The sequence below is a fragment of the Streptacidiphilus rugosus AM-16 genome (genome assembly GCF_000744655.1).
In the GTDB taxonomy this organism is placed as follows: domain Bacteria; phylum Actinomycetota; class Actinomycetes; order Streptomycetales; family Streptomycetaceae; genus Streptacidiphilus; species Streptacidiphilus rugosus.
On record NZ_JQMJ01000003.1, the window covers coordinates 808,888 to 834,896 of the forward strand.

A 26,009-nucleotide genomic window follows, 5' to 3' on the forward strand; every position below is an offset into this window, starting at 1 on the left:
AGCTGCTCGGGCATCCGTCTCCTCTCTCACGGCTGTCGTACGCGGCGGTCGGCGGCGGCCGGCGACGGAACGGAACCGGAGCACCGCGGGTCTGCCGCAGCCTCATTTGTACCGAATCCGCCGGGAGATCTCCGGGCACTCCCCGGCAATTCCCTCAAGCGCAGGCTTACCAGGTGTAACAGACGCACTCGGGACATACACGGTTCCCCGCGCGAGCCGCCCGCGAGCCGCATCCGGGCCGCAGCGTCACCCGGTCACGCGCCGGGAGTGCGCGCCCCCGCGCGTGACTCCACCGCGAGCGCGACCAGTTCCGCCCACCACTCGTCCCTGCCCCGCGCCAGCAGCCGCTGCGCCTCGACCGGGGGCACGACGCGGACCTCGACGACCGGCTCCCCGTCGGAGGGGTTGGTCGGCTCGGAGTCCACGACCACCTCCGCCCAGCCCCACAGCCAGGCCTTCTCCGGGTGCGGCTGCCACGGGCGGTAGGGCGTGGGCCGGTCCGTCACGCAGTGGTGCGCGCCGATCCAGACCGGCGCTCCGAGCATCCGCGCGCCGGCCTCCTCCCGCAGTTCACGGGCCAGGCAGACCTCGACGCTCTCGCCGTCCTCGCGGGTGCCGCCGGGCAGGAACCAGTGGCCGCGGTCGTCCCGGCAGAGCACGATGCCCGCGCCGCCGGCCGGATCGCCGGGGTCGGGGGCGAAGCCGACCAGGTGGATGTTGGTGACCAGCCGGTCCTCGGGCATCTGCGCGGAGAACTGGGCGTCGAGACCGCCCCAGCTCCACCGTTGCGGCGCGTACAGGCGCGGGAACCGGCGCGCGAGCGCCACGGGCGATGTCGGATCGTCAGGCCGTTCGGACGTTGTGGTCATTCGCCGAGCGTAGCCGGGCGACTCCACTTTCGGATGGAGGGATCTTCGTCCGTCCGGCTTGACGGGACGTCACCGCGTCCGAGGTGGTGGGGGTGCGGGGCCGGGCGCCGGTCAGCAGGTGGCGTCGACCCTGGCCGGCCGTACCGGATCGGAGGTGTGCGCGGCCGGACCCGCCGGGGGCCGGCGACGTTTCCGCAGCCGCTTGCCGGGCGTGGGCCAGAGCAGCACGTACAGCGTCGACAGGCCCACGAAGGCCAGCCGGACCAGCCCGCGCGTCGCGTCGGACGGGATGACCAGCGTCCCGCCGTAGAGGGAGAGCAGTGCGATCCAGCTCCACCACGGCACCAGCCGCCGGGCGCCGACCGCGTCCCACAGCAGCGTGCCCAGCAGCACGGAGGCGCTGTAGTAGGTGTAGACGCTCGGGTCGAGCAGGATCCGCGCGTTCGCGCCCAGCAGCACGACGGCCGGCCAGCGGCCGCGCAGCACCGCGAGCGCGCCGAGCACGGCGCCGAGGGCGAACTGGGCGGGCCGGTCCCAGAAGGGCGTGTCCGGCGCGTTGACGCCCAGCCAGCGCAGCGAGGAGGCGGCCTGGTTGGGTATGGCGAACCTCGCCGCCGCCACCGTGTCGAGGTTGCCCAGGTAGAACGGCAGCCAGGCCACCGCGACCAGCCCGCAGAAGAGCAGGAACGGAGCCCGCCTGCGCCCGCACGGCAGCGCGAGCAGCAGCACCGCGAAGGGGACGGCCCACGGCTTGGCGTCCACGGCCAGCGCGAGGAACACCGCCACGGCCCAGGTCCGGCCGCGCGCCAGCGCGTGCACGGCGAGCATGGTGCAGAACAGCGCGAGCGCGTCGTCGAGGTGGGCGAAGCGGACCGTCACCTCGATCCACATCGGGATGAAGGCCAGCCCGGCGATCAGGATCCGCTGCTGCAGGCGCCGGTGGTTGGTGCCGGTGCCCAGGTGGTGGGAGGCGGCCGTGCGGCCGACCAGGATCACCGTCACCAGCCCGAACGCCGCCATCGTGGCCTCGGCGACGAGCTGACCGGTCGCGGGGGCGAACGGCGCGAAGACCCGCGCCACGGCCAGGCTGAAGGGACCGATCTGCAGTTCGGGGTGGTCGGCGTAGAGGGACAGCCCGCCGCCGGGCCCGCTGCCGAAGAGCAGCTGCTCACCCTGGCGCAGGTAGTGCCACGACACGCCGCCGCTCGGCGCGACCAGCACGAACCACAGTGCCGTCCACCCGGCCAGCAGCACATGGTGCCTGCGCACCGGCAGCCAGCGCAGGATGCGACCGGCGTGGCGGCTGTAGTCGGGGAGGCTGGACTCCTCGCCGGCTCGGCTCACGTTGCTCTCTCTCACCCGAATCAACTGTTCTTCCCCCCGGGCGCCGGTCATCTTAGACGTGGGAAGAAAGAACGATGAGCGGATGATTCCGCTCGGAGTCTTACCGTCCGTTCGGAGGTGGTGCGTGACCTCGTGGGTCCTTTTCCTCACGGTCCTGCTCGCGTGCGCGGTGGAGGCCGTGGAGGCGTTGACCATCGTGCTCGCGGCCGGCACCGGGAGGGACTGGCGTTCGGCGGGTCAGGGCACGGTCGCGGCGTTGCTGGCCCTGGCGGTCACGGTGGCCGCGCTGGGACCGGCGGTCGGCCTGATCCCCTTGAGCGCGCTGCGCCTGGTCGTGGGCGCGTTGCTGCTGGTCTTCGGCCTGCAGTGGCTGCGCAAGGCGGTCCTGCGGGCCTCCGGCCACAAGTCGCTGCACGACGAGTCGGCGGCGTACGCGCGCGAACTCGCGGCGGCGGAGTCCGCGGAGCGGGGCGGCCGGGGGCGGGTGCGGGACTGGTACGCCTTCACCCTGTCGTTCAAGGGCGTCTTTCTCGAAGGGCTGGAAGTGGCGTTCATTGTCGTGACGTTCGGCGGCAATGAACGAAATGTTCCGGTGGCTGTCATCGGCGCGGTGGTCGCGGTGCTGATCGTCACGGGAGTGGGATTCGCGGTACGGGCGCCGTTGGCGCGGGTTCCGGAGAACACGATGAAGTTCGTGGTCGGCACGATGCTGACCGCGTTCGGCGTCTTCTGGTCGACGGAGGGCGCGGGCGCGCACTGGCCGGGGTCGGACGCCGCGCTGGTCGCGATCGTCCCGGCGGTGGCGCTGCTGGCCCTCGGCTGTGTCGCCCTGCTGCGGGCGGAAGGGAAGGCGGAGCTGTGAGGGCGAGGATCAGGGCCTTCGGCCGCTTCTGGTACGACTTCGTCGTGGGGGACGACTGGCGCGTCGCGGCGGGCGTGGCACTGGCGCTGGGCGCGACCGCCCTCCTGGTCCACTCCGGCGTGAACGCCTGGTGGCTGGTCCCCTCCGCCGTCGTCCTCCTCCTCGGCCTCTCCCTCCACCGCGCCACGAAGCGCTGACGCAAGCCCGTGGCAGGCGGCCCGGCCCTCCGGGCCGCGGGGGGTTCTGCAGGCGAGAACCAGGCAGTGCCTCAGGGGCGCGGGGAACTGCGCGGGCAACCACCCTGGGCGGACGGCCCTGCGCGTTGAGGACCACCCGCACGCCGGTGGCTTGTCGCGCAGTTCCCCGCGCCCCCGGGATAGTGCAACTCACCCTCCGCTGTGAGGTGCCGCCCTCGCGCGCCGGAGGCGGTCACCCGCCCAGCTCGGCTGCGAGGAGGTTCGTGAGGGTGGTGACCGCCGCAGGGAACGCGGCCTCGCGCGGGGTGCCGTAGCCGAGGATGAGGCCCTGGCGGTGGGTGGGGTCGGGGGCGTGCCAGTGGTCGGCGAGGGTGTCGAAGGAGAGACTGTGCGCGGCGGCCCTCCGTAGGAGGGCCTGCTCGGGAGGCGCGCCCGCAGGCAGGCCGAGGAGAACGTGCTGGCCGGCCGCCACCCCCTCCAGCGTGCAGCCCGGCAGCCGCTCGCCCGCTGCCAGCAGCAGGTCCCGGCGTCGGCGGTACCGCGCGCGACTCGCGCGCACGTGGCGGTCGTAGGCGTGGGAGGTCAGGAACTCGGCCAGGGTCAGCTGGCCGAGCGACTCGGTCTGGAAGTCCGTCAGCCGCTTGGCCCGCATCACGGGTTCGACCAGCCGGGCCGGCAGCACCAGCCAGGCCAGCCGGACGCCGGGCGCGAGCGTCTTCGCCGCCGTGCCCACGTAGACGACGGAGTCCGGCGCGGTGCCCTGGAGGGCGCCGACCGGCTGCCGGTCGTAGCGGAACTCGCCGTCGTAGTCGTCCTCCACCACCACGCCGGAGGCGTCCCGCGCCCAGGCGATCAGCGCGCGGCGGCGGTCAGGATGCAGGGTGACCCCCGTCGGGTACTGGTGGGCCGGGGTGACCACCGCGGCCGCGACGCCCGTCGTGGCAAGCGCGGCGGCGTCCGCTCCGAGCCGGTCCACCGGCAGCGGCACCACCTCCCGGCCCGCGAAGCCCGCCACCTCGCGGTGGAAGGCGAGACCGGGGTCCTCCATGGCGAAGGCACCCTCCGGCAGCACGCGGGCGAGCAGGCCCAGGGCCTGCACATAGCCGGAGGTGATCACAATCCGGGCCGGCGTCGCGTCCACCCCGCGGGCCCGGCCGAGGTAGTCGGCGAGCGCGGCGCGCAGCTCAGGGCGACCGCGGGGGTCGCCGTAGTCGAACGCGGCGGGCGGGCCGCGCCGAGCGCGCGGCGGGAGGCCCGCAGCCACTCCGCCACCGGGAAGGAGCCCACGTCCGGCCGGCCGGGCCGCAGGTCGTGCCGGGGCGGCGTCGGGGTGCCGCGGGTCGCGGGACGCTCGGCGCGGGTGACGTCGGCGACGCGGGTGCCGGAACCGTGACGCGCGATCAGATAGCCCTCGGCAGCCAACTGGTCGTAGGCGGCGCTGACCGTGCCGCGGGCGATGCCGAGCTCGGCCGCGAGCGCACGGGTCGCGGGCAGTCGCGTGCCCGCCGCGAGTCGTCCGGCGCGGACGGCCTCCCGCAGTGAGCGCTCCAGCGCGGCGCGGACGCCCTCGCCCGGGTCGCGTCCCGCGGTGAGGTCGAGATGGAGATCGACTCCGAAAGTGGACCAGTCATCGGCCATGGGAATGGACCTTATCAGCGGTCCATTGCCCTTCTAGGGTCATACACATGACGACAACGACGAAGAACCCGACCGCGTCCGAGACCCCCACGATCACCGTCCGCCTGGCCGCCGACAAGCTGGCCCCGGCCGCCATGCGGGCCATGTCCGGCCTGGACCGGGCCACCGCGGGGAGCGATCTGGAGGCCGGTCTCAAGGAACTGGTCCGCGCCCGCGCCTCGCAGATCAACAACTGCGCCTACTGCGTCGACATGCACACCACCGACGCGCTGACCGCCGGGGAGACGCAGCACCGCCTCTTCCTGCTGCCGGTGTGGCGTGAGACGGGCATCTTCACCCGCCGCGAGCGCGCCGCTCTCGCCCTCACCGAGGCCGTCACCCGCCTCTCCGAGGGCCAGGTCACCGACGAGGTCTGGGCCGAGGCGGCCGAGAACTTCGAGGAGACCGAGCTCGCCGAGCTGCTCTGGCTCATCACCACCATCAACGCCTGGAATCGCATCAGCGTCGCCGCCCAGGCTTGGCCGGTCAACGAGTGACCGCCCACGGACGACGCACGGCGGAGGCCGAACCTGTCGCGCAAGCCGCGACACCTTCGGCCTCCGGGCGTCCCTACGCCTCGGGGTAGCCGTACACCGTGCTCCAGTTCGCGAGGACGCGCTGCTGGATCTCCTGCGGCCAGCCGTTCTCGAAGCTGCCCTTGACCGGCTTGCGGCCCTCGGGAAAGACGTCCGCCAGCAGGCAGTTGTAGATGACCTCATCGGGCCCTCCATCGCGGTGCCGTCGAGGGAGATGTGCCCCTCGATGATCATCTCCGCGCTGGCCGGCACCAGCAGGTCCACGGTCTCGGCGGGGACCAGTTCCAGGCCCTCGCCGAACAGCGCGCCGAGGAAGTGGCTCTCGTCGGCCCCCTCGGGCAGTGGCGTCCCGCCGACGGAGGGCAGCCCGGGCTCGACGCCGACGCCGACGCCGACGGCGAGCGCGATCGGCATCGGCTCGCCGCGCTCGGTCCACTTCGAGCGGATCACCCCGAGGTGCTGCGGCGGCGGGATCAGGCACGCCAGGGCGGCCCTGCCGTCGATCACCATCCGGTTGACGGACCAGTTGGTCCACGTCCCGTCGGGGGTCCTGGCGATGTTCATCCCGTAGGTCTCGATGTACCGGCCGCCGTCGTTGCCGTGGATCAGCGGCGTCGGGAAGGCGAACAGGTCGATGTCCTCGCCGGTCATCACGTTCTGCTTGCACGGCGCCTCGGCGCGGTCCACCACCACCGGCGGGATGCCCTCCGCGTCGCGCGCCGCGACCAGCGCCTCGACGATCTCCTGGCCACCGGCCGAGGCGTCGAGGCCGAGCGCCAGCGCGATCCATCCATCAGATGCCCAGCGCGACAAGCTCTTCCGGTGTCAGCGCCAGCTCCGCTGCCGCCGCCGAGTCGCGGGCCGAGGCGGGGCGACGGGCACCCGGGATCGGGATGACGGCCGGGGACTGGGCCAGGTGCCAGGCCAGGGCGAGGCGCTGCGGGCTGACGCCGCGGGCGCGGGCCAGTGCGTGGAAAGGGGTGTCCGTCGAGGGCGCCGCGCTGCCGGGATCGTCGACCGCGCTGGCGGAGATGCCGCCGAGCGGGCTCCAGGGGAGGAAGGCCAGGCCACGTTCGGTGCAGAGGTCGAGGGTCGGGCGGGCCTCCTGGAACGCGGGGGAGAAGCGGTTCTGCACGGAGGCCAGGCGTTCGCCCAGCAACTCGTGGGCGAGCCGGATCCGCCCGGTGTCCACGTTGGACACCCCCACCGCCAGGACCTTGCCCTCGTCGTACAGGTCACGCAGCGCGCCGAGCGATTCCGCGAACGGCACCGCCGGGTCCGGCTTGTGCAGCTGGTAGAGCCCGATCGCGTCCACGCCCAGCCGCCGCAGTGAGGCCTCGGCGGCGGCGCGCAGCCGGCGCGGGTCGCCGTCGACGGTCCAGCTGCCGTCCCCTGGACGCCCGCGTCCGCCCTTCGTGGCGACCAGCACCTCGCCGCGGTTCCCCGGCCAGGTGGCCAGGGCCCGGGCCACCAGCCTTTCGTTGTGGCCGAGTTCACCGGCGTGCCAGTGGTAGGAGTCGGCCGTGTCGATCAGGGTGACGCCCGCGTCCAGCGCGGCGTGGACCGTGGCGACGGCCTGCTGTTCGTCCGGCCGGCCCTCGACCGAGAGCGGCATGGCGCCCAGACCGACCGGGTGGACCGGCCTGCCGCCCACGAACCTGACCTCGCCGCTCACGCGCGTGCCTCCTCGGCGACGGCGGGCAGCCAGTCGGCGGTCCGTGAGAAGACGAAACCGAGCCGCGCCGCACGGGAGACGTTGAGCGGGTAGCCGCGGTCGAAGGAGAACGGCGAGGCCGCCGTGCCCGGCGTGACGAGCTCGAACACCGGCTCCCTTCCGACGGCGAGGGCGAGGCCCAACGCGCGGACGTCCAGCGGGTCCTGCGAGGCCGCGTTGACCGGCCCGGTGAAGTCCGCGGCGGCCGCCCAGGCCAGAAAGCGGGCGATCTCCGCCTCGTGGACGAAGGAGGCCGGCTGCGGCCGGGCGTGGACCAGCACCGGCAGGCCCAGGTCGATGCGCTCGACGTAGTGGGCCAGGCGGCCGGTGAAGTCGGCGCCGCCGAGCACGTGGGCGGTCCTGACCGCGGCGAAGTCGAACCCGCGCTGCGCCGAGAACACGGCCTCGGCCTGCCGCTTGCCCTCGCCGTAGTGCGATTCAAGGAAAGCGGGTTCCTCCCAGGGCAGTTCGAGATCCACCCGCTGCGCCGCCAGGTCCAGCGCGTCCTCGGCGAGCGGCGCGCCGCCGGGGCGGCCCAGCTCGGCGTAGACCTCGACCGTCGAGGTCATCACGTAACGGCCGGTGCGCCCCGCGAAGACCCGACTCGCGACACGGGCCTGCCGCGGCGTGTAGCAGACCTGGTCCACCACGACGTCGAAGCGGCGGTCGCCGAGCGCCGCACGCAGGGCGGCCTCGTCGTCGCGGTCGGCGAGCAGGTGGGTGACGCCGGGCGGGGGCGGTGCGGAGCCGCGGTTGACGACGGAGACCGCCGCGCCCGCGTCGCGCAGCTCCTGCACCAGGCGCCGCCCGAAGTAGCGGCTGCCGCCGATGACGCACACCTGTCGGCCGTCGAGGCTGATCGGACTGTTCATGCGGCCCAGCCTGCCCGGCCAGGGCCATCAGCAGTAGTGTCGAGATCGATCACTCGTCATCAGGAGGACTGTTGATCGACGTCCAGCGGCTCGCGGTGCTCCGCGAGGTGGCCCGGCAGGGCAGCTTCAACCGTGCGGCCGCGGAGCTGCGGTTCACGCCCTCCGCGGTCTCGCAGCAGATCGCCGCGCTGGAGCGCAGCCTGGGCGCCGCCGTCGTCGAACGCAGCACCCGCGGTGTGACGTTGACCGAGGCGGGCCGGCTGCTGGTCGAGGCCGCCGACGCGATCGCCGCCGAACTGGTCGACACCCAGCAGCGCATCGACCGGCTGACCGCCCCGCGTGCCGCGCTCACGGTGGCGACGTTCGCCAGCGGCGGCCGCCACCTGCTGCCGTCCGCGCTGGGGGACTTCGTCGTCGATCATCCCGAGGTGGAGCTGACCGTCCTGGAGCTGGAGCCCGAGGAGAGCCTGCCGTCGGTCCGCGAGGGGCGCGCGGACCTGGCCCTCGCCTACCACTTCGGCGGTCCGCCGCCCGCCCGCCCCGGCGACCGCTCCGGCCTGGACTGGACCCCGCTGCGGGCGGACCCGCTCCGCGTGGTGCTGCCGCGCGCGCATCCCGCCGCCGGCCGCGACGTGCTGCACCTGGCCGAACTGGCCGAGGAGCGCTGGGTGCTGGGCTGCCTCAAGTCGGCCGCGCAGCTGGCGCACCACGCGGACCTGGCCGGGGTGGAGCTGCACGTCTCGTGCAGCTCCACCGACTACGCCTTCGCGCAGTCCCTCGTCCGCGCGGGCATCGGCATCGCCCTGATCCCGGAGATCGCGCTCTCCCACGCCCCCGACCTCGCCGTCGTCCCCCTGGCCGCGCCCAGTCCCGTCCGCCATCTCGGCCTCGCCCTCTCCCGCCGCCGTCGCGGCCCGTCCGCCCGCCTGGCGGAGGAGCTGGCGGACCGGATGGCGCGGCAGGGCGCCGGTGGGTGGGAGCGGGCCGTCGCCGGCCCCGCCTCGTAGGCGGTGATCACGCGCTGCACCCGGTCGCGCGCGTGCGGCTCGGAGCGCAGGCGGGTGACGGCCGGGGCCGTCGGCGGCGCGCTGCCGGAGGTCCGCCTCGGCGGCAGCCGGCGCGGGACGTGTGAACGTGCGCCGGCGAATGCGACCGGTCGTGGGGTGGCCGCCTCGGGCGGGTGGTTCAGGCGGCCGACTCAGGCGGAGTCAGGCCCGGCCAGCAGGGCGTCGGCCAGCGGCGTGCGGGCGTACAGCACCGACCGCCCCGCGCGGTGCGCGGTGGCCAGGCCGGCCGCGCGCAGCGCGGTGAGGTGCTCGGACACGCTCGGCGCGGACAGCCCGGCCCGGGCCGCGAGCTCGGTGGTCGACGCGGGCGCGTCCAGCTCGGTCAGCAGCTGCGCCCGGGTCCGGCCGAGGACCCCGGCGACGGCCGACCCGGCGTCACCGCCCCGCTCGGGCCGCTCCCAGAGCGTGGCGATCCCGTCGGCGGGATAGGCGATCTGCGGCGGGGCGTCGGGAACGGCGCGGGTCAGCACGCACGGCCAGGCGAAGACCGAGGGGATCAGCAGCAGCCCGGGACCCGTCCCGGTACGGGAGATGACGCAGTTCCGGCCGCTGAGGGTGAGCGTGTCGTCCTTCCAGCTCAGCGCCGGATGCAGCTCGTCCAGCAGCCGGCCTGCCCCCTGCGCGGCGACCAGCCGGGCCCGGCGGGCGATGTCCGCCTCCAGCAGGGCGCGGATCCTGGCCCAGTAGGGCGCGACGGCGAGCTGCCAGTAGCTCTCGATCTCCGCCGCCAGCCGGGCGAGCCCGGCCTCGGGATCCCGGCGCAGCGTACGGGCGCCGGCGGGCAGTCGGCCGCCGAGGTTCTGCGCGAGGAAGTCGAGGTCGCGGTGGACCGTCCCGGCGGGCGTGGCCCGGACGTCGGCCAGCTCCTCGGCGAGGGTGGGCGCGGGCGAGGCGGGGGTCGGGTTCAGGAAGTCCGGCAGGTAGCCCGACTCCGGAACCAGTTCGGCCAGCCGCCCGCGGTCGAGCCCGGCGGCCGCGAGCCGGGGCCGCACCTGCGCGGCCCAGCGACGGTGCAGGGACGGCGTGTGGGCGGGAGGCGCGGCGAGAGACCGCAGGCCGGTGACGGTCTCCCAGAGCGGCGAGACCGCGAAGCGGGTCTGTGCGAGATCCCCGGTGGAGAACACCAATTCTGCCTGCACGGTCACTCCTGGGCCTGGCGAGGGCGGAAAGGATTCGGCGACAGCCTAATCCGTGGAGCGGTACGGGTCGCGGGCTGCACGATGGTCCCGCATCACGCACCAAGCACGACGCACCCAGCACGGCCCACCGAGCACGACGCACGAGGTACCACTCCATATGCGAAGGCGGTTGCTTCCCATGTCTGTTGACGCTTCCCCCGGGACCCGGGAGAAGGCGCTGCGCCTGCGCGCCCTGGCCGACTCCTCCCTGCTCGTCCTGCCGAACGCGTGGGACGCGGGCAGCGCGGCGGTGATCGCCTCGACCGGCGCGCCCGTCGTCGCCACCACCAGCGGCGGCGTCGCCTGGTCGCTGGGCCGCGGCGACGGCCAGCACGCGAGCCGGGAGGCGATGGTCGCCGCGGCGCGGCGGGTCGTGGCGGCGGTCGACGTGCCGGTCACCGTCGACGCCGAAGGCGGTTACGGCGCCGAACCGGACGCGGTGGCGACGACGGTGACCGCGCTGGTGGCGGCGGGCGCGGTCGGCGCCAACCTGGAGGACTCCCGCGCGGTGGGCGGCCCGCTCTTCTCCGCCGACGACCAGGCCGCGAGGCTGCGCGCGGCACGCGAGGCGGCGACGTCGGCGGGCCTGCCCGAGTTCTGGCTCAACGCCCGCACGGACGTCTTCCTCTTCGGCATCGGCGAGCCGGAGGACAGGCTCGCCGACGTGCTGCTGCGCGCGAAGGCCTACGCGGCGGCGGGCGCGGACGGCATCTTCGTCCCCGGCCTGCTCGATCTCGACGCCCTGCGCGAGCTGTGCGCGGCGTCGCCGCTCCCGGTCAACGCGATGCTGGTGCCAGGCGGTCCGACCGTGCCCGAGCTCGCGGCGACCGGCGTCCGCCGCGTCAGCGCGGGCACGGCCCTGGCCCAGTCCGCGTACGGCGCTGCGCGCCAGGCCGCCGCAGAACTCCTGGGCCCGGGCACGTTGACCTCCCTCGACGCCGGCCTGGGCTTCGGCGAGCTGAACGGCCTCTTCGACGCGTAGCGTTCTGGGGCGCGGGGCTCTGCCGATGTGCCGCTCCGGCGGGTGGGCGCGGCCGAGCGCCGCGGGCGCGAGCCTGGTTCTGAGGGGTCGGGTGCACCACCGCAGGGGCGCGAGCTCTGCCCCGGCGCGTGGGTGCGGCCGAGCCACCGGCGTGCGGGTGGTCCCCGGTGCGCAGGGCCCGTTCGCAGGAGGTGGTTTCTCGCGCAGTTCCTCGCGCCCCTGGAAGCCCCTTACGGGGCCTTCGCGGCCTTGGCTGCGGCCTTTGCTTCCTGCTTGAACGCGCGGACCTTGGTGAGGGACTCCGGTCCCGTGATGTCCGCGACCGAGCGGAAGCTGTTCTTATCGCCGTAGGCGCCCGCCGCCTCGCGCCAGCCCTTGGGCTGGACGCCCAACTGCTTGCCGAGCAGCGCGAGGAAGATCTGCGCCTTCTGCTTGCCGAAGCCCGGCAGCTCGACCAGCCGGTCGAACAGCTCCGCTCCGCTGCCGACCCCGCTCCAGACCTGGGTGACGTCACCGTCGTACCGCTCGTCCAGGAACGCGCACAGCTGCTGGATCCGCTTCGCCATCGAACCGGGATACCGGTGCACCGCAGGCTTCTCCGCGCAGACGGCGGCGAACGCCTCGGGGTCGAGGGTCGCGATCGCGTGGGCGTCCAGATCCTCGCCGCCCAGGCGTTCCAGCAGCGTGTAGGGGCCGGTGAACGCCCATTCCATGGGCACCTGCTGGTCCAGCAGCATGCCGATCATCGCGGCCAGCGGACTGCGGCTGAGCAGCGCGTCGGCCTCGGGGTTCTGGGCGAGGCGGAGGGCGTTCGCCATCGCGGACTCTCCTTCGTTCGACCGGATCGTGCGTCCGGGGACGGTTCACGCCCATTCTCCGCGCCGCCTCGCGCTCCCGCCTGCAGCGACAGGCGGGAGCGCGAGGCGGTGGCGGCAGGAGAGGGTGGCGGCGGTGGCGTCAGCCGATCGACATGGCCGGGCCGACGGACAGGATCGTCGCGCGGGAGACACTGCCCGCCTGCCAGAAGACCGTCTCGAGCACCGTGGCCGTCTTCGGGTCGATGATCACGGCCTCGCTGCCCTGGGGGTCGCCGTAGGCCAGCTCCGTGCCGCTGCGGCCGACGCTGTCCTTGACCGGGCCGACGACCTTGACACCCTTCAGACGACCCAGGGCCTTGAAGAGCCCGGCTCGCAGCGCCGGGTCGGCCGGCGAGAGGGCGAGGATGCTGCCTGCCTGCTCGAAGACGCCCTCGCCACGGCTCGGCTGCGCGACGGACATCATCGACAGCAGCGTCGCCGGGTCCGTCGGGAGGCGGTCGAGGCCGTTCCAGTCGACGAGCTTCGATCCGACGCTCCAGGAGGGCGCGCCCTTGTGGTAGATCTTGCCGCGGCTCAGGATCACGTAGCCCTGACGCGAAACGTACGTGGTCACCGTGCTGGTGCGAGTGCCTGTCACGGCCCTGGTCTGCGCCTTCCAGTACGGGGCCGTGGAGGCCGACCGGGTGGCGGCCACCTCGGCGACGCCGTTCAGGAACGTGGCTGCTCCCTCCGACGCCGACTGCCGCGCGGTCGCGCTCGGGCGCTGCGCCGTCGGTGCGGACGTCACGCCGTTCGTGCCGACGACCACGCCCGCCGCCGCGGCGGCCAGCGCGAACACCGCCGCGATCCGTCGGCCGGACATCAGGCGACGCGTCCGGACCGGCGTGACCACCAGGTCGCGTCCGCCGTCCGCCGCCCCCGCTCCGGCCGGCCGCGCCTCTGCCGCGGTCGCGGCGCGGACCGCGGCGCGGGCCCGGTCCACGGCCTGCGCCGACGGCGGGGCGACACGGCCCGCGGCCTGCAGCGCGTCCGCGCCGGGGAAGTCGAGGTAGGTCGAGGTCTCGTTCATCTCGGTGGGGAGTCCCTTCGGGGCAGAGGAAGTGGGAAGGAGGGGCGGGGCGGGACGGGTGCGGCGCCTCACGCCGGTTCACCGGTCACGCTGAGGCGTGCCGGGTGCCACGAGGGCGTCAGCCGCTCACGCATCCGGCCTCTGGCGCGGTGGAGCCGGGAGCGGGCCGTCCCGGCCGGGATGCCCACGACGGCGGCGGCCTCGCTGGGCGTGAGCTGCTCCCAGGCGATGAGCAGCATCAACTCGCGCTCCTCCGCCGGCAGATCGGCCAGCGCCCGACGCAGCTGTGGTGCCAGCGCGCCGGCGTCCAGCCGCTGGTCGACCGCCTGCCAGGGGTCGGCGACCTCCGGCGCGGGCGCCGGCGTGCTCCGCGCGGTGCGCCGCAGGTGCAGCAGCAGGACGTTGCGGGCCACCCCGAAGAGCCAGCCGCGTGCGGTCCCCAGGGCGGGGTCGAAGCTGCGGCGCGCCGTGAAGGCCTGCAACCAGGTCTCGGCGAGCAGGTCGTCGGCCGCGTGCGGCGCCCGGCGGACGAAGTAGCCGTGCAGAGCGGTCGAGTGCTGCTCCACCAGCGGCGCGAAAGCGGCGGCCTCGTCGGCCGAGCGGACCAGCTGGGCGTCGTCGCCCGCGTCGCCCGCGTCGCCCGCGTCGCTCCCTTCGCGACCGGGGACGTCGGGAGCGCGATGGTGCGGTTCCACGGAGTCTCCGTCTCCGACCGCCCGGCGGCGGTCTCACCCCGTACTTGACGCCCGGGCCGCGAGCGTTCGCGGGCCCCCATTGTTCGGGATTGTTCGGGCTTCGTACGGGCTGCGGCGCGCTCGTGGGGAAGGATGCGGGAGGTGGTTAGCATCGTTGGCGTTCCCGCAGGTGAGAGAGGCGACGATGACGGAGTCCCGGGGCCTGGTCCTGGTCGTCGAGGACGAGCGGCACATCGCCGACGTCCAGCGGCTCTATCTGGCCCGCGAGGGTTACGGCGTGCACGTGGAGAGCGACGGGGCCGCCGGGCTGGCGGCGGTCCGGCGGATGCGCCCGGTGGCGATCGTGCTGGACATCGGCCTGCCTGGACTGGACGGCCTGGAGTTCTGCCGGACCCTGCGCGAGGCGGGGGACTGGACGCCGGTGCTGCTGGTGACCGCGCGGGGCGAGGAGGCGGACCGGATCCTCGGTCTGGAGCTGGGGGCGGACGACTACCTCACCAAGCCGTTCTCGCCGCGGGAGCTGGTCGTGCGGCTCAAGACCGTGCTGCGCCGGGCGGCGGGCCCGCCGGAGCAGCCCGTCGGCCGCCTCGGTCGGCTCAGCGTGGACGCGGCGGCCCGCACGGTGCTCCGCGACGGCGAGCCGGTGGAGCTGACCGCCACCGAGTTCAACCTCCTCGCCCACCTGCTGCAGCGCCCCGGCCAGGTCTTCACCCGGGAGCAGCTGCTCGCCCAGGTCTGGGGCTACGCGGGCTATCGGGACACCCGGATGGTGGACGTCTTCGTCTCCCAGCTCCGGTCCAAGCTCGGCGACGCCAGCCCGATCCGCACCGTGCGCGGCGTCGGCTACAGCGCGAAGGACCCGGGAGTGGGCGAGCCCGGCGCGAAGGCTCCCGGTACGGGCGCCGGCACCGGCACCGGCCATGGCTCCGAGGACCCCGGAGCATGACGGCGGCCGAGGGCGCCGGGCGTCGGCGCGGTTCGCTCGCGCGCAACATCGTCGCGCTGACCACGCTCGTGGCCGCCCTGGCGGTCGCGCTCACCGGGCTGGTGGCCTGGCAGACCGCCGCGCACGGCGCCGAGCAGCGCGAACGCGACCAGCTCGCGCGGCACGCCAAGGTGCTGAGCAGTCTGCCCGCCCTCTCGGGGGTGATCTTCGCCGGCGGCCAGCTGCTGGGCGGGCCGAACGGCACGCAGCTGGCGGTCATCGCCGCGGACGGCACCGTCACGGGAACGGCCGGACCGGCCGTCGACACGACCTCCAGGGCGGAGCTGCTCGCGGGGCGGCCCGTCTCGGGGACCGGTCTGCTGGCCGGTCAGAAGGTGCTGCTGGTGGGCGAGCCCGGCGTGCGGGGCGGGGCCGTCGTGCTGACCGAGCCCTACACGATCGTCAGCGACGACGTGGACCGGATCAGACGCAACACCCTGCTGCCGCTGCTCGTCGGCATGCTCGGAGCCGGCCTCGCCGGCGCGCTGCTGGCCCGGAGGACCGCCCGGCCGCTGGTCTCGGCCGCCGGGGTCGCGCACCGTCTCGCGGCAGGGGAACGCGGCGTCCGGGCACCGGTCGACGGCCCGCGTGAGGCCGCCGAGATCGGACGGGCGCTGAACGTGCTGGAGGAAGCCCTGGCCCACAGCGAGGACCGGCAACGGCGGTTCCTGCTCTCGGTCTCGCACGAGCTGCGGACCCCGCTGACCGCCCTCCAGGGCTACGCCGAGGCGCTCGCCGACGGACTGGTCGAACCGGACCGGCTGCCCGAGGTCGGCGGGATCCTGGCGGGGGAGACCCGCCGACTGGACCGCTTCCTCGCCGACCTGCTGGACCTGGCCCGGCTGGAGGCCGACGACTTCCGCCTCGAACCTGCCCCCACCGATCTTGCCGCGCTGGTCGGCGAGGCGGCGGCGTTCTGGACCGGCCCGTGCGAACGGCAGGGCGTCGAGCTGCGGTTCGAGGAACCCGGGCAGCCGGTCGTCGTCACGACCGACGCCTTCCGGGTGCGCCAGCTGATCGACGGCCTGGTCCAGAACGCGCTGCGGGTCACTCCTGCCGACGCGCCGCTCGTGCTCGCCGTCCGGCCCGCCCCGGACGGCGGCGCGGAACTCCAGGTCCGCGACGGCGGACCAGGGCTCACCGAGGCGGACGTCGCGGTGGCCTTCGACAGTGGTGTGCTGACCGAGCGTTACCGGGGAACCCGCACGGTCGGCAGCGGTCTCGGCCTGGCCATCGCCCACCGCCTCTCCGGCCGCCTCGGCGGCGTCATCACCGCCCACGGGCACGGCCCCGAAGGCGGCGCCGCCTTCACCGTCACCCTGCCGCCCGCGCCGACCACCTGACAGCTGCGCGCCGGGTCGCACCGTCAGGGGCACGACGCTCCGCCGCTGTGCGGCCTGCCGAACGCGCGCCCGTACACTCCCCGAACAATCCGCCAACGCCGTCCTTACACCCGTGCCCCAGAGTCAGCGCTCATGAACACCGCATCGGGCGCCGTCCGCGGCCCAGGGCTCCTGCACCGTCTCGGTCGCTGGTGCGCCCGGCACAGCCTGCGCGTCGTCGCCGCCTGGCTCGTGCTGCTCGTCGGACTCGGCGTGGCCGACGCCCGCTGGGGCGGCGACTTCGTCGACAGCTTCTCACTGCCAGGCACCAGCACCCAGACCGGCACCGACCTGCTCAAGGCCCACGGCGGCCCGACCTTGTCGGGGACCGCGGCACCGATCGTGATCAGGTCCGGCCAGGGTTCGCTCGCCGAACACCGGGCGGCCGTCGACGCCGCCGTGGACAAGCTCGCGCACCTGCCGAACGTCCTGTCCGCGAGCAGTCCGCTCACCACCGGGGCGGTGTCCGCCTCCGGCGACATCGGGCAGATCGCCGTCCACTTCAGCAGCAACCCGGCGAGTTTCCCCCACTCCTACATCGCCCAGGTCGACGCCGCCGTCGCGCCGCTCCGCGCCGACCACGTGACCGTCGAGTACGGCGACCCGCTCGGACAGCTCGCCGCCCCCAAGTCCGCCGACCGGACCTCGGAGGCGATCGGCCTGGCCGTCGCCGTACTGGTGCTGCTGATCGGCTTCGGCAGCGTCGCCGCGGCCGGGCTGCCGCTGGTGACCGCGATCCTCGGGCTCGCGGTCGGCATCGGCGGACTCGGCCTGCTGGCCGCGCACGTCAGCTTCGGGCAGGCCGCGCCGACACTCGCCGCGATGATGGGCCTGGGCGTGGGCATCGACTACGCGCTCTTCCTGACCACCCGCCACCGCGCCCTGCTGGAGGACGGCCTCGAACCCGCAGAGGCGGTCGGCCGCACCGTGGCCACCAGCGGCCGGGCCGTCCTCGTCGCCGCGGCGACGGTGGCGATGGCGCTCGCCGGACTCTACGTCTCCGGCATGAGCTTCATCGGCACGCTCGGCGTCGCCGCCGGCCTCACCGTCGTCGTGGCGGCCGCCGCCTCCCTCACCCTCACCCCCGCGCTGCTGGGCCTGCTCGGCCGCCGCATCGACCGCCTCCGCGTCCGCACGCCGGTCGCCGAGCCCACCGGCGACGGCGACCTCTGGCACCGCTGGGCCGCGACCGTCGGGCGGCGGCCGTGGCTCCATCTGACCGCCGGTCTGCTGCTGCTCGGCATCCTGGCCGTCCCCGCCGCCTCGCTGCGGCTCGGCCACATCGACGCGGGCGCGCAGCCCACCAGCAGCACCGATCGGCATGCGTACGACCTGATCACCGAGGGTTTCGGCCCCGGCGCCAACGGCCCGATCACCGTGGTCGCCCAGCTCGACAGCGACCTGGCCGCTGACCAGACGCAACGTCAGACACTCGCCGACACCCTGCGGCAGGACCTCGCGGCCGTGCCCGGCGTCGCCTCGGTGACGCCGCCGAAGACCAGCCCCGACGACGACCTGCTGATCGCCACGGTCACCCCGACCACCGGCCCGCAGGACCAGGCAACCGCCACCCTGCTGCACACCCTGCAGAACGACGCGGTACCGCACGCGCTCTCCGGCAGCGGCGCGGTCGGCTTCGTCACCGGTGTCACCGCGGCAGGGCAGACCTTCACGGACACGCTGGTGTCCAAGCTGCCGCTGATCATCGGCGTGGTCGTGGCCGCGGCGTTCCTGCTGCTGCTCACCGTCTTCCGCAGTCCGCTGGTCGCACTGAAGGCCGCGCTGCTGAACCTGCTCTCCATCGGGGCGGCCTACGGCGTGGTCGTCGCGGTCTTCCAGTGGGGTTGGGGCGGCTCGTTCCTGGGCGTCGCCGAGAAGGTCCCCGTCGAGTCCTACGTGCCGATGATGATGTTCGCGATCGTCTTCGGACTCTCGATGGACTACGAGGTCTTCCTGCTCGCCCGGATCCGCGAGGCGTGGTTGCACGGCGGCGACAACGGCGCCTCCGTCGCCACCGGCCTGGCGGCCACCGCGCGCGTCATCACCTGTGCGGCGCTCATCATGACCAGTGTCTTCCTGGCCTTCATGCTGTCGACGAACGTCGTGGTGAAGATGCTCGCGCTGGGGTTGGGGGTGAGCGTGATCATCGACGCCACGGTCGTCCGGCTGCTGCTCGTCCCGGCGACGATGTACCTGCTCGGGAACGCCAACTGGTGGATCCCGGCCTGGCTGGACCGGCTCCTGCCGCACCTCGACCCGGAAGGCACCGCGGGAGAGGCCCCCTCGTCCGCCGCGGAGCTCGCCGGGCAGGGGCAGCGATGAGCGGCCGCTTCGCCAGGACGCGGGCCTCGCTGCGCCGGCGCCGCGCGATCGTCGTCACCGTGTGCGCGGTGTTCGTGATCACGGCCGTCAGCGGGGAACTGGCCGCCCGTCAGCTGATCCGGGACCGGATCGCGGGCTCGGCCCATGCGCTGGGCGGGGACCTGACCGTCGGGGAGGGTGGTGACCTCGCCCTGTGGGACCTGGTCAGTCAGAACATCGCCCGTCTCGATCTGAGCAGCGACGACGCGACCCTCGGCCCGCTCTCCCATGTGGCCGTCCGGGCGAGCCTGGACGACATCCGCCTCGGCGGCGCCCGGCCGACGGTCGGCAGCACGCACGCCCGGGTCACCGTGTCCACCGACTCGATCACCGAGGCGATCCGGAGCGCCGCACCCACGGTGTCGGTCTCCTCGGTGACCGGCGAACCGTCGAACGGGACGATCCTGGTGGCTGTCGGTCCCGGCGGTATCGGGCAGCTGACGCTGCATCCGCAGGTCAAGGACGGCAGGTTCACGCTGGCGGTGGCAGGACTGACCGTCTTCGGCCGTCCGGTCCGGACGACCGGCCTCGGCGGCGCCGCGCTGGGGTCGGGACCGCAGCCGGCGTACCCGCTCGGCCTGCACGCCACCGCGGTGACCGTCCGGCCGGACGCCCTGCTGATCGATCTGACCGGCGGCGCCGCCACCCTGTCCGCCGCCTGAGGGTGCGATCGCCGACGGGCGCGCCTCCGGGCCCGGAAGCACGCGGCGCGCGCACCTGATGGGGTGCGCGCGCCGAGCGTCGCCGGTGTGGAGGCCCCGAGCCCGCCCTCGTCGTCGCGGATCTGCACGCGGTGATGTGCTGTTCCCTGTGCACGGTCACGTGTACGGAGTGCTGAGCTGCGGTGTGACCAGGGGATTCGAACCCCCGCGCTGCTCTCCACGCGCCAGGAAAGGGGCCGGATTGACCGCCGGCCCGCGGTCTGTGCACGCCTCCGCGACGACTACCTGCTCCACACCGGACAGTTGAGTCCTGCCGGAGGGTCAGTCCAGCAGGTCGACCTCCCAGTTGGTGCGCTGGATGGCCACGTCCGTCTCGCGGATCTCGCGGGCCAGCACGTCCGCCTTGGCGCGCAGCTCCGCGACCGGCAGCGCGGAGAGCATCCTCAGCTCGGACCGCAGTTGGCGACCCATCCCGCGCTGGTCCCGGCCCGCGGCCGCGTCCGCCGCCGCGGTCACCACCGCGTGCCGAAGTCGCAGCACGTCCCGGCGGGCGAGAGCGTCGGTGAGCGTGCCGCCGCCGACCATCCGCGCGCTCGCGTTGGTCCGGTTGATCCTGCGGATCAGCGACTCGAGGTCGTCGAGTACGGCGTCCGCGTCGCCGAGGAGTTCCGCCGCGTTCTCCGCAGGCTCCTCCCCCTCCTGGAACCGGGCACTCGCCACGGTCCGGGCCCGCAACTGCTCGACGTGTCGGGTCGCGTCCGCGCGCTGTGCCAGCGCTTCCGCCAGCTTCACCGCTCCCACCTCCGTTCTGGTCCGTCGTCGCGCCAGTATGCGGACCGGGGTGTCGGGGCCGCACCTGTTTTTCCAGGTCAGACAGGTGTGCCCGGCCGTGGGTACGGCCGGGCACAGGTCTGGCGGCATGCGGCGGAGCCCGGTGGGGTCCGGCGGCGTCCGGCTGACTCCGCCGGAGCGAGGCGGGACCGGTCAGTCCGTGCCCGCCTCCATGGCGGCGGAGTCGAGGAGCTCGTCGTTGCCGGCCGGCTTGCCGCGGGAGGCGATCGCCTCGGCGCCACCCTCGGGGAGCGAGCCGAGCAGCGCGGTCGAGGCGCCCAGCGCCGGGGTCTCGGAGGCGGGGCCGCCGGAGCCGATCAGGCCGAGGGAGGTGTACTGCTCCAGCTTGGCGCGGGAGTCGGCGATGTCCAGGTTGCGCATGGTCAGCTGGCCGATGCGGTCGGCCGGGCCGAAGGCCGAGTCCTCGGTGCGCTCCATCGACAGCTTGTCCGGGTGGTAGCTCAGCGCCGGGCCGCTGGTGGCGAGGATCGAGTAGTCCTCGCCGCGCCGCAGTCGCAGCGTCACCTCGCCGGTGATGGCCGCCCCCACCCAGCGCTGCAGCGACTCGCGGAGCCGCAGCGCCTGTGGCTCCAGCCAGCGGCCCTCGTACATGAGCCGGCCGAGGGCGCGGCCGTCGTTGTGGTAGCCCGCGACGGTGTCCTCGTTGTGGATCGCGTTGACGAGCCGCTCGTAGGCCGCGTGCAGCAGGGCCATGCCGGGGGCCTCGTAGATCCCGCGGCTCTTGGCCTCGATGATCCGGTTCTCGATCTGGTCCGACATACCGAGCCCGTGCCGGCCGCCGATCGCGTTGGCCTCCAGGACCAGGTCCACGGGGGTGGCGAAGGTCCGGCCGTTGATCGTCACCGGGCGGCCCTGCTCGAAGCCGATCGTGACGTCCTCGGCGGCGATCTCGACGGCCGGGTCCCAGAACCGGACGCCCATGATCGGCTGGACCAGCTCCACGCCCACGTCGAGGTGCTCCAGCGCCTTGGCCTCGTGGGTGGCGCCCCAGATGTTGGCGTCGGTGGAGTAGGCCTTCTCGGTGCTGTCCCGGTAGGGGAGGTCGTGGGCCAGCAGCCACTCCGACATCTCCTTGCGGCCGCCCAGCTCGCTGACGAACGCCTCGTCCAGCCACGGCTTGTAGATCCGCAGCGCCGGGTTGGCCAGCAGCCCGTAGCGGTAGAACCGCTCGATGTCGTTGCCCTTGTAGGTGGAGCCGTCGCCCCAGATCTGGACGTCGTCCTCCAGCATCGCGCGCACCAGCATCGTGCCGGTGACGGCCCGGCCGAGCGGGGTGGTGTTGAAGTACGAGCGACCGCCCGAGCGGATATGGAACGCGCCGCAGGCCAGGGCGGCGAGCCCCTCCTCGACGAGGGCGGCCCGGCAGTCGACGAGCCGCGCGATCTCGGCGCCGTAGGCGGTGGCCCGGCCCGGCACGGAGGCGATGTCGGGCTCGTCGTACTGCCCGATGTCAGCGGTGTAGGTGCACGGCACGGCACCCTTCTCGCGCATCCACGCGACCGCTACCGAGGTGTCGAGGCCCCCGGAGAAGGCGATACCGACACGGTGACCGACGGGCAGGGAGGACAGCACTTTGGACATGTGCACGAGTATGCATCGAACCGCATGATCATGCAATCCCAAACCCGGAACGGCACGCCGACGTGCTGCCCGCCGTCGGTCGCCCGCCGGCCCGTCGGGCCTGGCGGCGCGGTTCTGCCGTGGCGGGGTGGCGCCGGTGGTGCGGCGGCCTGTCGGTCGGGGCGGCGCGTTTCTGTGGGGTGGTGGTGGGGCGGCGGGTGCGCGGGCCGGAGGCCGGGACGGTCGATCGATCGCAGGCCGTATATCGGACGCCGTCGTCCGGATATCGGTGTTGACGGGCTTCGGTCACAACAGGTCTGGCGGAGCCGGACCGCCCTGTGCCAGGCTCCGGCCCGACAGGGCGGCCGTGGAGCGGGCGGGGGAAACAGGTGCAGGGTGAACGCGAGCCGGAGTCCGTGGACGGGATCGGTCGGCGCACCTTCCTCGGCTACGTCCTCGCCGCCTCGACGCTCACCGTGGCGGCGTCGCTCGGCGAGGCGGGAGTCGCCCCCGCGCAGGCCACGGCGGCCGCGCTCACCACGACGACACCGGCCATGGCTCCGTCCGTGGTGCCGTCCCTGCCGGAACCGTCCGAGATCTACGACCTGAACGACATGCTCACGGACGCGGCGCTGCCCACCGCCGACCTGATCACCGTCCAGGTCGGCGCGGACGGCATCGCCACCCTCGCCCTGCCGCGAGCGGAGGTGGGGCAGGGCATCACCACCTCCTCCGCCATGCTGATCGCCGAGGAGTTGGACCTCCCGCTCGACCAGGTCAGGGTCACCCTGGCCGACGCGCGGCCCGAACTGCTCTTCAACCAGCTCACCGGGGCGTCCAACACCACGATCTCGACCTTCACCCCGATCCGGGTCGCCGCTGCGATCGCCCGGGGCCGGCTGCTCCAGGCCGCCGCCACCGCGCTCGGCGAGCCGCTCGCCGCACTGACGGTCAGCGCCGGAGTCATCACCGCGACCAGCGGAGCGAGCCTGACCTATGCCCAACTGGCCGTCCCGGCGGCTGCGGTGGCCACGACCCAGGTGTCCGTGACGCTGAAGGCCCCGGCGCGGTTCGGCGTCATCGGCACACCGCAGAACCGCATCGACGCCCTGGACGCCGTCACCGGCCGCAAGCAGTTCGCCATGGACCTCTCCGTGCCCGGCGCCCTGCCGACCATGGTCTGCCGCCCGCCGACGATCAACGGGACGGTCCGATCGGTGCAGAACCTGGCCGCGGTGCGGGCGATGCCGGGGATCACCGACGTCGCCGTCGTCTCCACCGGGGTGGCCGTGCGCGGCGCAACGTTCGGGCAGTGCATCGACGCCGTCCGCGCGCTCCAGGTCGGCTGGGGGCCGGGCACCGAGGACAACGCCTCGGACGCGAGTGTCCTGGCGGAGCTGGCCGCCGCCGAACTGCCGCTGGTCGTCCCGCCGCTGCCGCTGCTCACCGAGGCCGTGGACGCGCGCTTCACCTTCCACTTCGCCAGCAACAGCGCCCTGGAGCCCAACTGCGCCATCGCCGACGTGCGGCCCGACTCGGCGGAGATCTGGGCCTCGCTCAAGTCGCCCGTCGTCGCCCAGGAGCACATCGCCGCGCAGCTCGGACTGCCCGTCTCCGCCGTCACCGTCCACGTCACCCAGGGCGGCGGCTCCTTCGGCCGGAAGCTCTTCTTCGACGCCGCCAGGGAGGCCGCCGAGGTGTCGCAGGCGATGGGCAAGCCCGTCAAGCTGATGTGGCACCGCACCGACGACTTCCGCCAGGGCCGCACCCACCCCATGGCGACCTCCAGGGTGCGCGCGACCTACTCGCTCGGCCAGGTGCTCAGCTACGAACAGCGGCACACCTCCGTCGCTACCGACTTCAGCCACGGGCTCGGCGAGATCATCACCGCCATGGCCGCCAAGCTGCCGGTCGGAGACATCGGCTTCTCGGAGACCATCTTCGAGCTGACCCAGCAGACGCCCTACGAGTTCGGCGTCACCACGCAGTTGCTCAGCGAGGTCGACAAGGGCTTCAACACCGGCAGCATGCGCAACATCTACTCGCCGAACGTGCGCTGCGCCCAGGAGCTCGTCGTCGACCGGCTGGCCGCCGGCATGGGCCAGGACCCGTACCGGTTCCGGCGCGCCTTCCTGAAGGACGCGCGTGCCCGCGCCGTCCTCGACCAGGTGGCCCAGGCGGGGAACTGGGGGCGCACGATGGCGCCCGGTACGGCCCAGGGCATCGCACTGCACCCTGAGTACCACGGGTTCGTCGCCGTCCTCGCCGAGATCGACTGCACGGCGGCCACCACCGGCCGCACGATTCCCGACGCGTACACCGGACCGCGCGTCACCAAGGTGGTCTGCGCCGTCGACGTCGGGCTGGCCGTCAACCCGCGCGGCCTGGAGGCCCAGATGATGGGCGGCATCATGGACGGCATCGCGATCACCCTCAGCGCCGGCCTCCACCTGCAGAACGGTGTCTTCCTGGAGGGCAGTTGGGACAACTACTTCTACACCCGCCAGTGGAACACCCCGCCCGAGCTGCAGGTCATCGTGATGCCGCCGACGACGGGGACGCCGGGCGGCGCCGGCGAGCTGGCCGTCGCGGGCGCGATGGCGGCCGTCGCCTGCGCCTACGGCCGGGCCACCGGCACCATGCCGACCAGCTTCCCGATCAACCACGGGGGCCCGCTCGGCTTCACCCCGCTGCCCACGGTTCCGCCGATCCCCGCCTCGCCGACCGACGGCCTCAGCCGCGCCTACTGAGCCCCGCCCCGGTCGTCGTCGGCCGTCATCGCTCGTCATCGCACGTCATCGCACGTCCCGAAGGAGCCACCCAGTGCCGCAGCACAGTTTCGTCCTGAACGGACGTCAGGTCACCGTCGACGTCGAGGACGACGTCCGGCTGCTCTGGGTGCTGCGTGACGTCCTCGGTGTCACCGGGCCCAAGTACGGCTGCGGGCTCGGGGTCTGCCAGGCCTGCACCAGCCACGTCAACGGCAAGGCGTTCAACCCGTGCAGCGTCCCGGTCTCCGACCTGCAGCCCACCGACGAGATCACCACCATCGAGGGCCTTCCCGCGACCGTCGGCAAGGACCTCCACCCGATGCAGGAGGCCTGGCTGGAGTTCGACGTCGCCCAGTGCGGCTACTGCCAACCCGGCCAGATCATGGCCGCGGTCGCCAAGGTGCTCCAGGCCCGCGCCGCCGGCCATGAGATCGGCGACGCGGACCTGGACCAGATCCGCAACATCTGCCGCTGCGGCACGTACCACCGCATCCGCGAGGCGATCACCGCGGCGGCGAAGAACTTCTGACGTGCGCGGCCCCGTGCCTCCCCGCGCGCCCCGCCCCTCCCCGTCCCTCCCCGTGCCTCCCCGCCCCTCCCCGTCCGGGTGAAGTCGGCGGCCGGAGGACCGCACAGGAGGCCACCGGCGCGGGGATGTTGCTAGACAGGGCGGTACGGCCGCGTCGACCTTCGCGTCCGACGACCCCTGCGGGCGCACCGCCCCGGCCGACGAGGTGAAGGCAGGCTGACGATGACCACGACGGCGGCACAGCAGGGGTACGGGCTGCGGGACAGGTCCTGTCTGGTGACCGGGGCGGCCAGCGGCATCGGCCGCGCCACCGCGTCGCTCCTGGCCCGGCAGGGCGCCCGGGTGGTCGCCGCCGACCGGGACGCCGCCGGGCTCGCCGGGCTGGTGCAGACCCTGGACGCCGAGGGCCTGGCGCTGACCCGCGTGGAGGGCGACGTGACGCGTGCGGAGGACGTGCGCCGCATGGTCGACGCCGCGGTCAGGGCCTTCGGCCGACTCGACGTCGCCGTCGCGAACGCGGGCATCCTGCCGCTCTCCGGTCTGGAGGAGACCAGCCCCGAGGACTGGGACGCCGTCATGGCCGTCGACGGCAGGGGCATGTTCCTCACCTGCAAGTACGCCATCGCCGCCATGCAGGCCCAGGAGCGCCCCGGCGGCTCCGTCGTGTGCGTCTCCTCGATCTCCGGCATGGCCGGCCAGGCGCGCCAGGCGGCCTACGGACCCGCCAAGTTCGTGGCCACCGGCCTGACCAAGCACCTGGCCGTCGAGTGGGCGGCGCGAGGCGTCCGCGTCAACGCGGTCGCCCCCGGCACCATCCGCACCGAACGCGTTCTCCGCCTCGACGACGAGCCCGGCGGCCCCGAGTACCTCCGGGAGGTCACCGGCGCCCACCCCATGGCCCGCCTGGGCGAGCCCGAGGAGGTCGCCCACGCCATCGCCTTCCTGGCCTCCGACGCGGCCTCGTTCATCACCGGTGCCGTGCTTCCCGTCGACGGCGGCTACCTGGCGCAGTGACGCGCCGCGGGCG

The 26,009-nt window shown here is 73.8% G+C and carries 22 protein-coding genes and 2 pseudogenes; 12 read left to right on the plus strand and 12 right to left on the minus strand.

Annotated features, from left to right (window positions below):
- Positions 1-254: 254 nt before the first annotated feature.
- Positions 255-869: an NUDIX hydrolase gene (locus BS83_RS07135; RefSeq protein ID WP_084713190.1), complete on the minus strand. Its 615-nt coding sequence runs from the start codon at positions 867-869 to the stop codon at positions 255-257.
- Positions 870-980: 111 nt separating this feature from the next.
- Positions 981-2,213, minus strand: a complete 1,233-nt coding sequence (locus tag BS83_RS07140) for a hypothetical protein (RefSeq protein ID WP_408640975.1) — start codon at positions 2,211-2,213, stop codon at positions 981-983.
- A gap of 124 nt (positions 2,214-2,337) precedes the next feature.
- On the opposite strand from BS83_RS07140, the gene BS83_RS07145 reads away from it, so the two are divergent.
- Complete coding sequence (locus BS83_RS07145; protein WP_037602008.1) at positions 2,338-3,075, plus strand: COG4280 domain-containing protein; 738 nt, start codon at positions 2,338-2,340, stop codon at positions 3,073-3,075.
- On the plus strand, positions 3,072-3,272 hold the full coding sequence (locus tag BS83_RS07150) for a hypothetical protein (RefSeq protein WP_037602010.1): 201 nt from the start codon (positions 3,072-3,074) through the stop codon (positions 3,270-3,272). The genes BS83_RS07145 and BS83_RS07150 overlap by 4 nt, the downstream gene beginning before the upstream one ends.
- A gap of 232 nt (positions 3,273-3,504) precedes the next feature.
- Here the strand turns inward: BS83_RS07150 and pdxR are convergent.
- Positions 3,505-4,910 (minus strand): annotated as a pseudogene (gene pdxR, locus BS83_RS07155) (MocR-like pyridoxine biosynthesis transcription factor PdxR).
- 47 nt (positions 4,911-4,957) lie between these two features.
- Between pdxR and BS83_RS07160 the strand changes: the two are divergent.
- A complete protein-coding gene (locus tag BS83_RS07160) occupies positions 4,958-5,446 on the plus strand; it encodes a carboxymuconolactone decarboxylase family protein (protein ID WP_051942737.1) in 489 nt (162 codons plus the stop codon).
- Between the two features lie 276 nt (positions 5,447-5,722).
- On the opposite strand, the pseudogene BS83_RS48825 reads toward BS83_RS07160, so the two are convergent.
- The 3 genes and pseudogenes from BS83_RS48825 to BS83_RS07175 form a co-directional block, all read right to left on the minus strand.
- A pseudogene (locus tag BS83_RS48825) lies at positions 5,723-6,136 on the minus strand (UbiD family decarboxylase domain-containing protein); the annotation flags it as partial.
- Positions 6,137-6,278: 142 nt separating this feature from the next.
- A complete protein-coding gene (locus BS83_RS07170; protein ID WP_037602014.1) occupies positions 6,279-7,160 on the minus strand; it encodes an aldo/keto reductase in 882 nt (293 codons plus the stop codon).
- Positions 7,157-8,071: an NAD-dependent epimerase/dehydratase family protein gene (locus BS83_RS07175; RefSeq protein WP_037602016.1), complete on the minus strand. Its 915-nt coding sequence runs from the start codon at positions 8,069-8,071 to the stop codon at positions 7,157-7,159. Before BS83_RS07175 ends, BS83_RS07170 begins: the two co-directional genes overlap by 4 nt.
- 71 nt (positions 8,072-8,142) lie before the next feature.
- Between BS83_RS07175 and BS83_RS07180 the strand changes: the two genes are divergently transcribed.
- Entirely contained in the window at positions 8,143-9,078 is a 936-nt protein-coding gene (locus BS83_RS07180; RefSeq protein WP_051942738.1) for a LysR family transcriptional regulator, read from the plus strand.
- 191 nt (positions 9,079-9,269) lie between these two features.
- Here BS83_RS07180 and BS83_RS07185 read toward each other — a convergent pair whose 3' ends face one another.
- Positions 9,270-10,277, minus strand: a complete 1,008-nt coding sequence (locus tag BS83_RS07185; RefSeq protein ID WP_198035158.1) for a DUF5937 family protein — start codon at positions 10,275-10,277, stop codon at positions 9,270-9,272.
- 178 nt (positions 10,278-10,455) lie between these two features.
- Between BS83_RS07185 and BS83_RS07190 the strand changes: the two genes are divergently transcribed.
- Positions 10,456-11,298, plus strand: a complete 843-nt coding sequence (locus tag BS83_RS07190) for an isocitrate lyase/PEP mutase family protein (RefSeq protein WP_037602020.1) — start codon at positions 10,456-10,458, stop codon at positions 11,296-11,298.
- Positions 11,299-11,528: 230 nt separating this feature from the next.
- Here BS83_RS07190 and BS83_RS07195 read toward each other — a convergent pair whose 3' ends face one another.
- The 3 genes from BS83_RS07195 to BS83_RS07205 form a co-directional block, all read right to left on the minus strand.
- A complete protein-coding gene (locus BS83_RS07195; RefSeq protein WP_037602022.1) occupies positions 11,529-12,116 on the minus strand; it encodes an HhH-GPD-type base excision DNA repair protein in 588 nt (195 codons plus the stop codon).
- Positions 12,117-12,255: 139 nt separating this feature from the next.
- Complete coding sequence (locus tag BS83_RS07200; protein ID WP_037602024.1) at positions 12,256-13,185, minus strand: hypothetical protein; 930 nt, start codon at positions 13,183-13,185, stop codon at positions 12,256-12,258.
- Positions 13,186-13,253: 68 nt separating this feature from the next.
- The gene (locus BS83_RS07205) at positions 13,254-13,880 is read right to left on the minus strand and encodes an RNA polymerase sigma factor (RefSeq protein WP_232248096.1); all 627 of its coding nucleotides are present in this window, start codon (positions 13,878-13,880) and stop codon (positions 13,254-13,256) included.
- A gap of 184 nt (positions 13,881-14,064) precedes the next feature.
- Here BS83_RS07205 and BS83_RS07210 point away from each other — a divergent pair, with 184 nt between their 5' ends.
- The 4 genes from BS83_RS07210 (at position 14,065) to BS83_RS07225 (ending at position 19,270) form a co-directional block, all read left to right on the plus strand.
- Positions 14,065-14,826 (plus strand): response regulator transcription factor, encoded by a 762-nt coding sequence (locus BS83_RS07210; protein WP_084713191.1) that lies wholly within the window; start codon positions 14,065-14,067, stop codon positions 14,824-14,826.
- Positions 14,823-16,208, plus strand: coding sequence for a HAMP domain-containing sensor histidine kinase (locus BS83_RS07215; protein ID WP_037602026.1), 1,386 nt, complete (start codon positions 14,823-14,825; stop codon positions 16,206-16,208). Before BS83_RS07210 ends, BS83_RS07215 begins: the two co-directional genes overlap by 4 nt.
- Positions 16,209-16,340: 132 nt before the next feature.
- Positions 16,341-18,569: an MMPL family transporter gene (locus tag BS83_RS07220; RefSeq protein WP_198035159.1), complete on the plus strand. Its 2,229-nt coding sequence runs from the start codon at positions 16,341-16,343 to the stop codon at positions 18,567-18,569.
- Entirely contained in the window at positions 18,566-19,270 is a 705-nt protein-coding gene (locus BS83_RS07225; protein WP_037602027.1) for an LmeA family phospholipid-binding protein, read from the plus strand. The genes BS83_RS07220 and BS83_RS07225 overlap by 4 nt, the downstream gene beginning before the upstream one ends.
- 321 nt (positions 19,271-19,591) lie before the next feature.
- On the opposite strand, the gene BS83_RS07230 is transcribed toward BS83_RS07225, so the two are convergent.
- Positions 19,592-20,062 (minus strand): DIP1984 family protein, encoded by a 471-nt coding sequence (locus BS83_RS07230; RefSeq protein WP_037602029.1) that lies wholly within the window; start codon positions 20,060-20,062, stop codon positions 19,592-19,594.
- A gap of 192 nt (positions 20,063-20,254) precedes the next feature.
- Positions 20,255-21,703 (minus strand): argininosuccinate synthase, encoded by a 1,449-nt coding sequence (gene argG, locus BS83_RS07235; protein WP_037602031.1) that lies wholly within the window; start codon positions 21,701-21,703, stop codon positions 20,255-20,257.
- 368 nt (positions 21,704-22,071) lie between these two features.
- Here argG and BS83_RS07240 point away from each other — a divergent pair, with 368 nt between their 5' ends.
- From BS83_RS07240 to BS83_RS07250, 3 genes are all read left to right on the plus strand, one after another.
- Positions 22,072-24,432 (plus strand): molybdopterin cofactor-binding domain-containing protein, encoded by a 2,361-nt coding sequence (locus tag BS83_RS07240; RefSeq protein ID WP_037602033.1) that lies wholly within the window; start codon positions 22,072-22,074, stop codon positions 24,430-24,432.
- A gap of 73 nt (positions 24,433-24,505) precedes the next feature.
- The gene (locus BS83_RS07245; protein ID WP_037602035.1) at positions 24,506-24,982 is read left to right on the plus strand and encodes a (2Fe-2S)-binding protein; all 477 of its coding nucleotides are present in this window, start codon (positions 24,506-24,508) and stop codon (positions 24,980-24,982) included.
- Positions 24,983-25,204: 222 nt separating this feature from the next.
- Positions 25,205-25,996, plus strand: a complete 792-nt coding sequence (locus BS83_RS07250; RefSeq protein WP_037602036.1) for an SDR family NAD(P)-dependent oxidoreductase — start codon at positions 25,205-25,207, stop codon at positions 25,994-25,996.
- Positions 25,997-26,009: the final 13 nt, after the last annotated feature.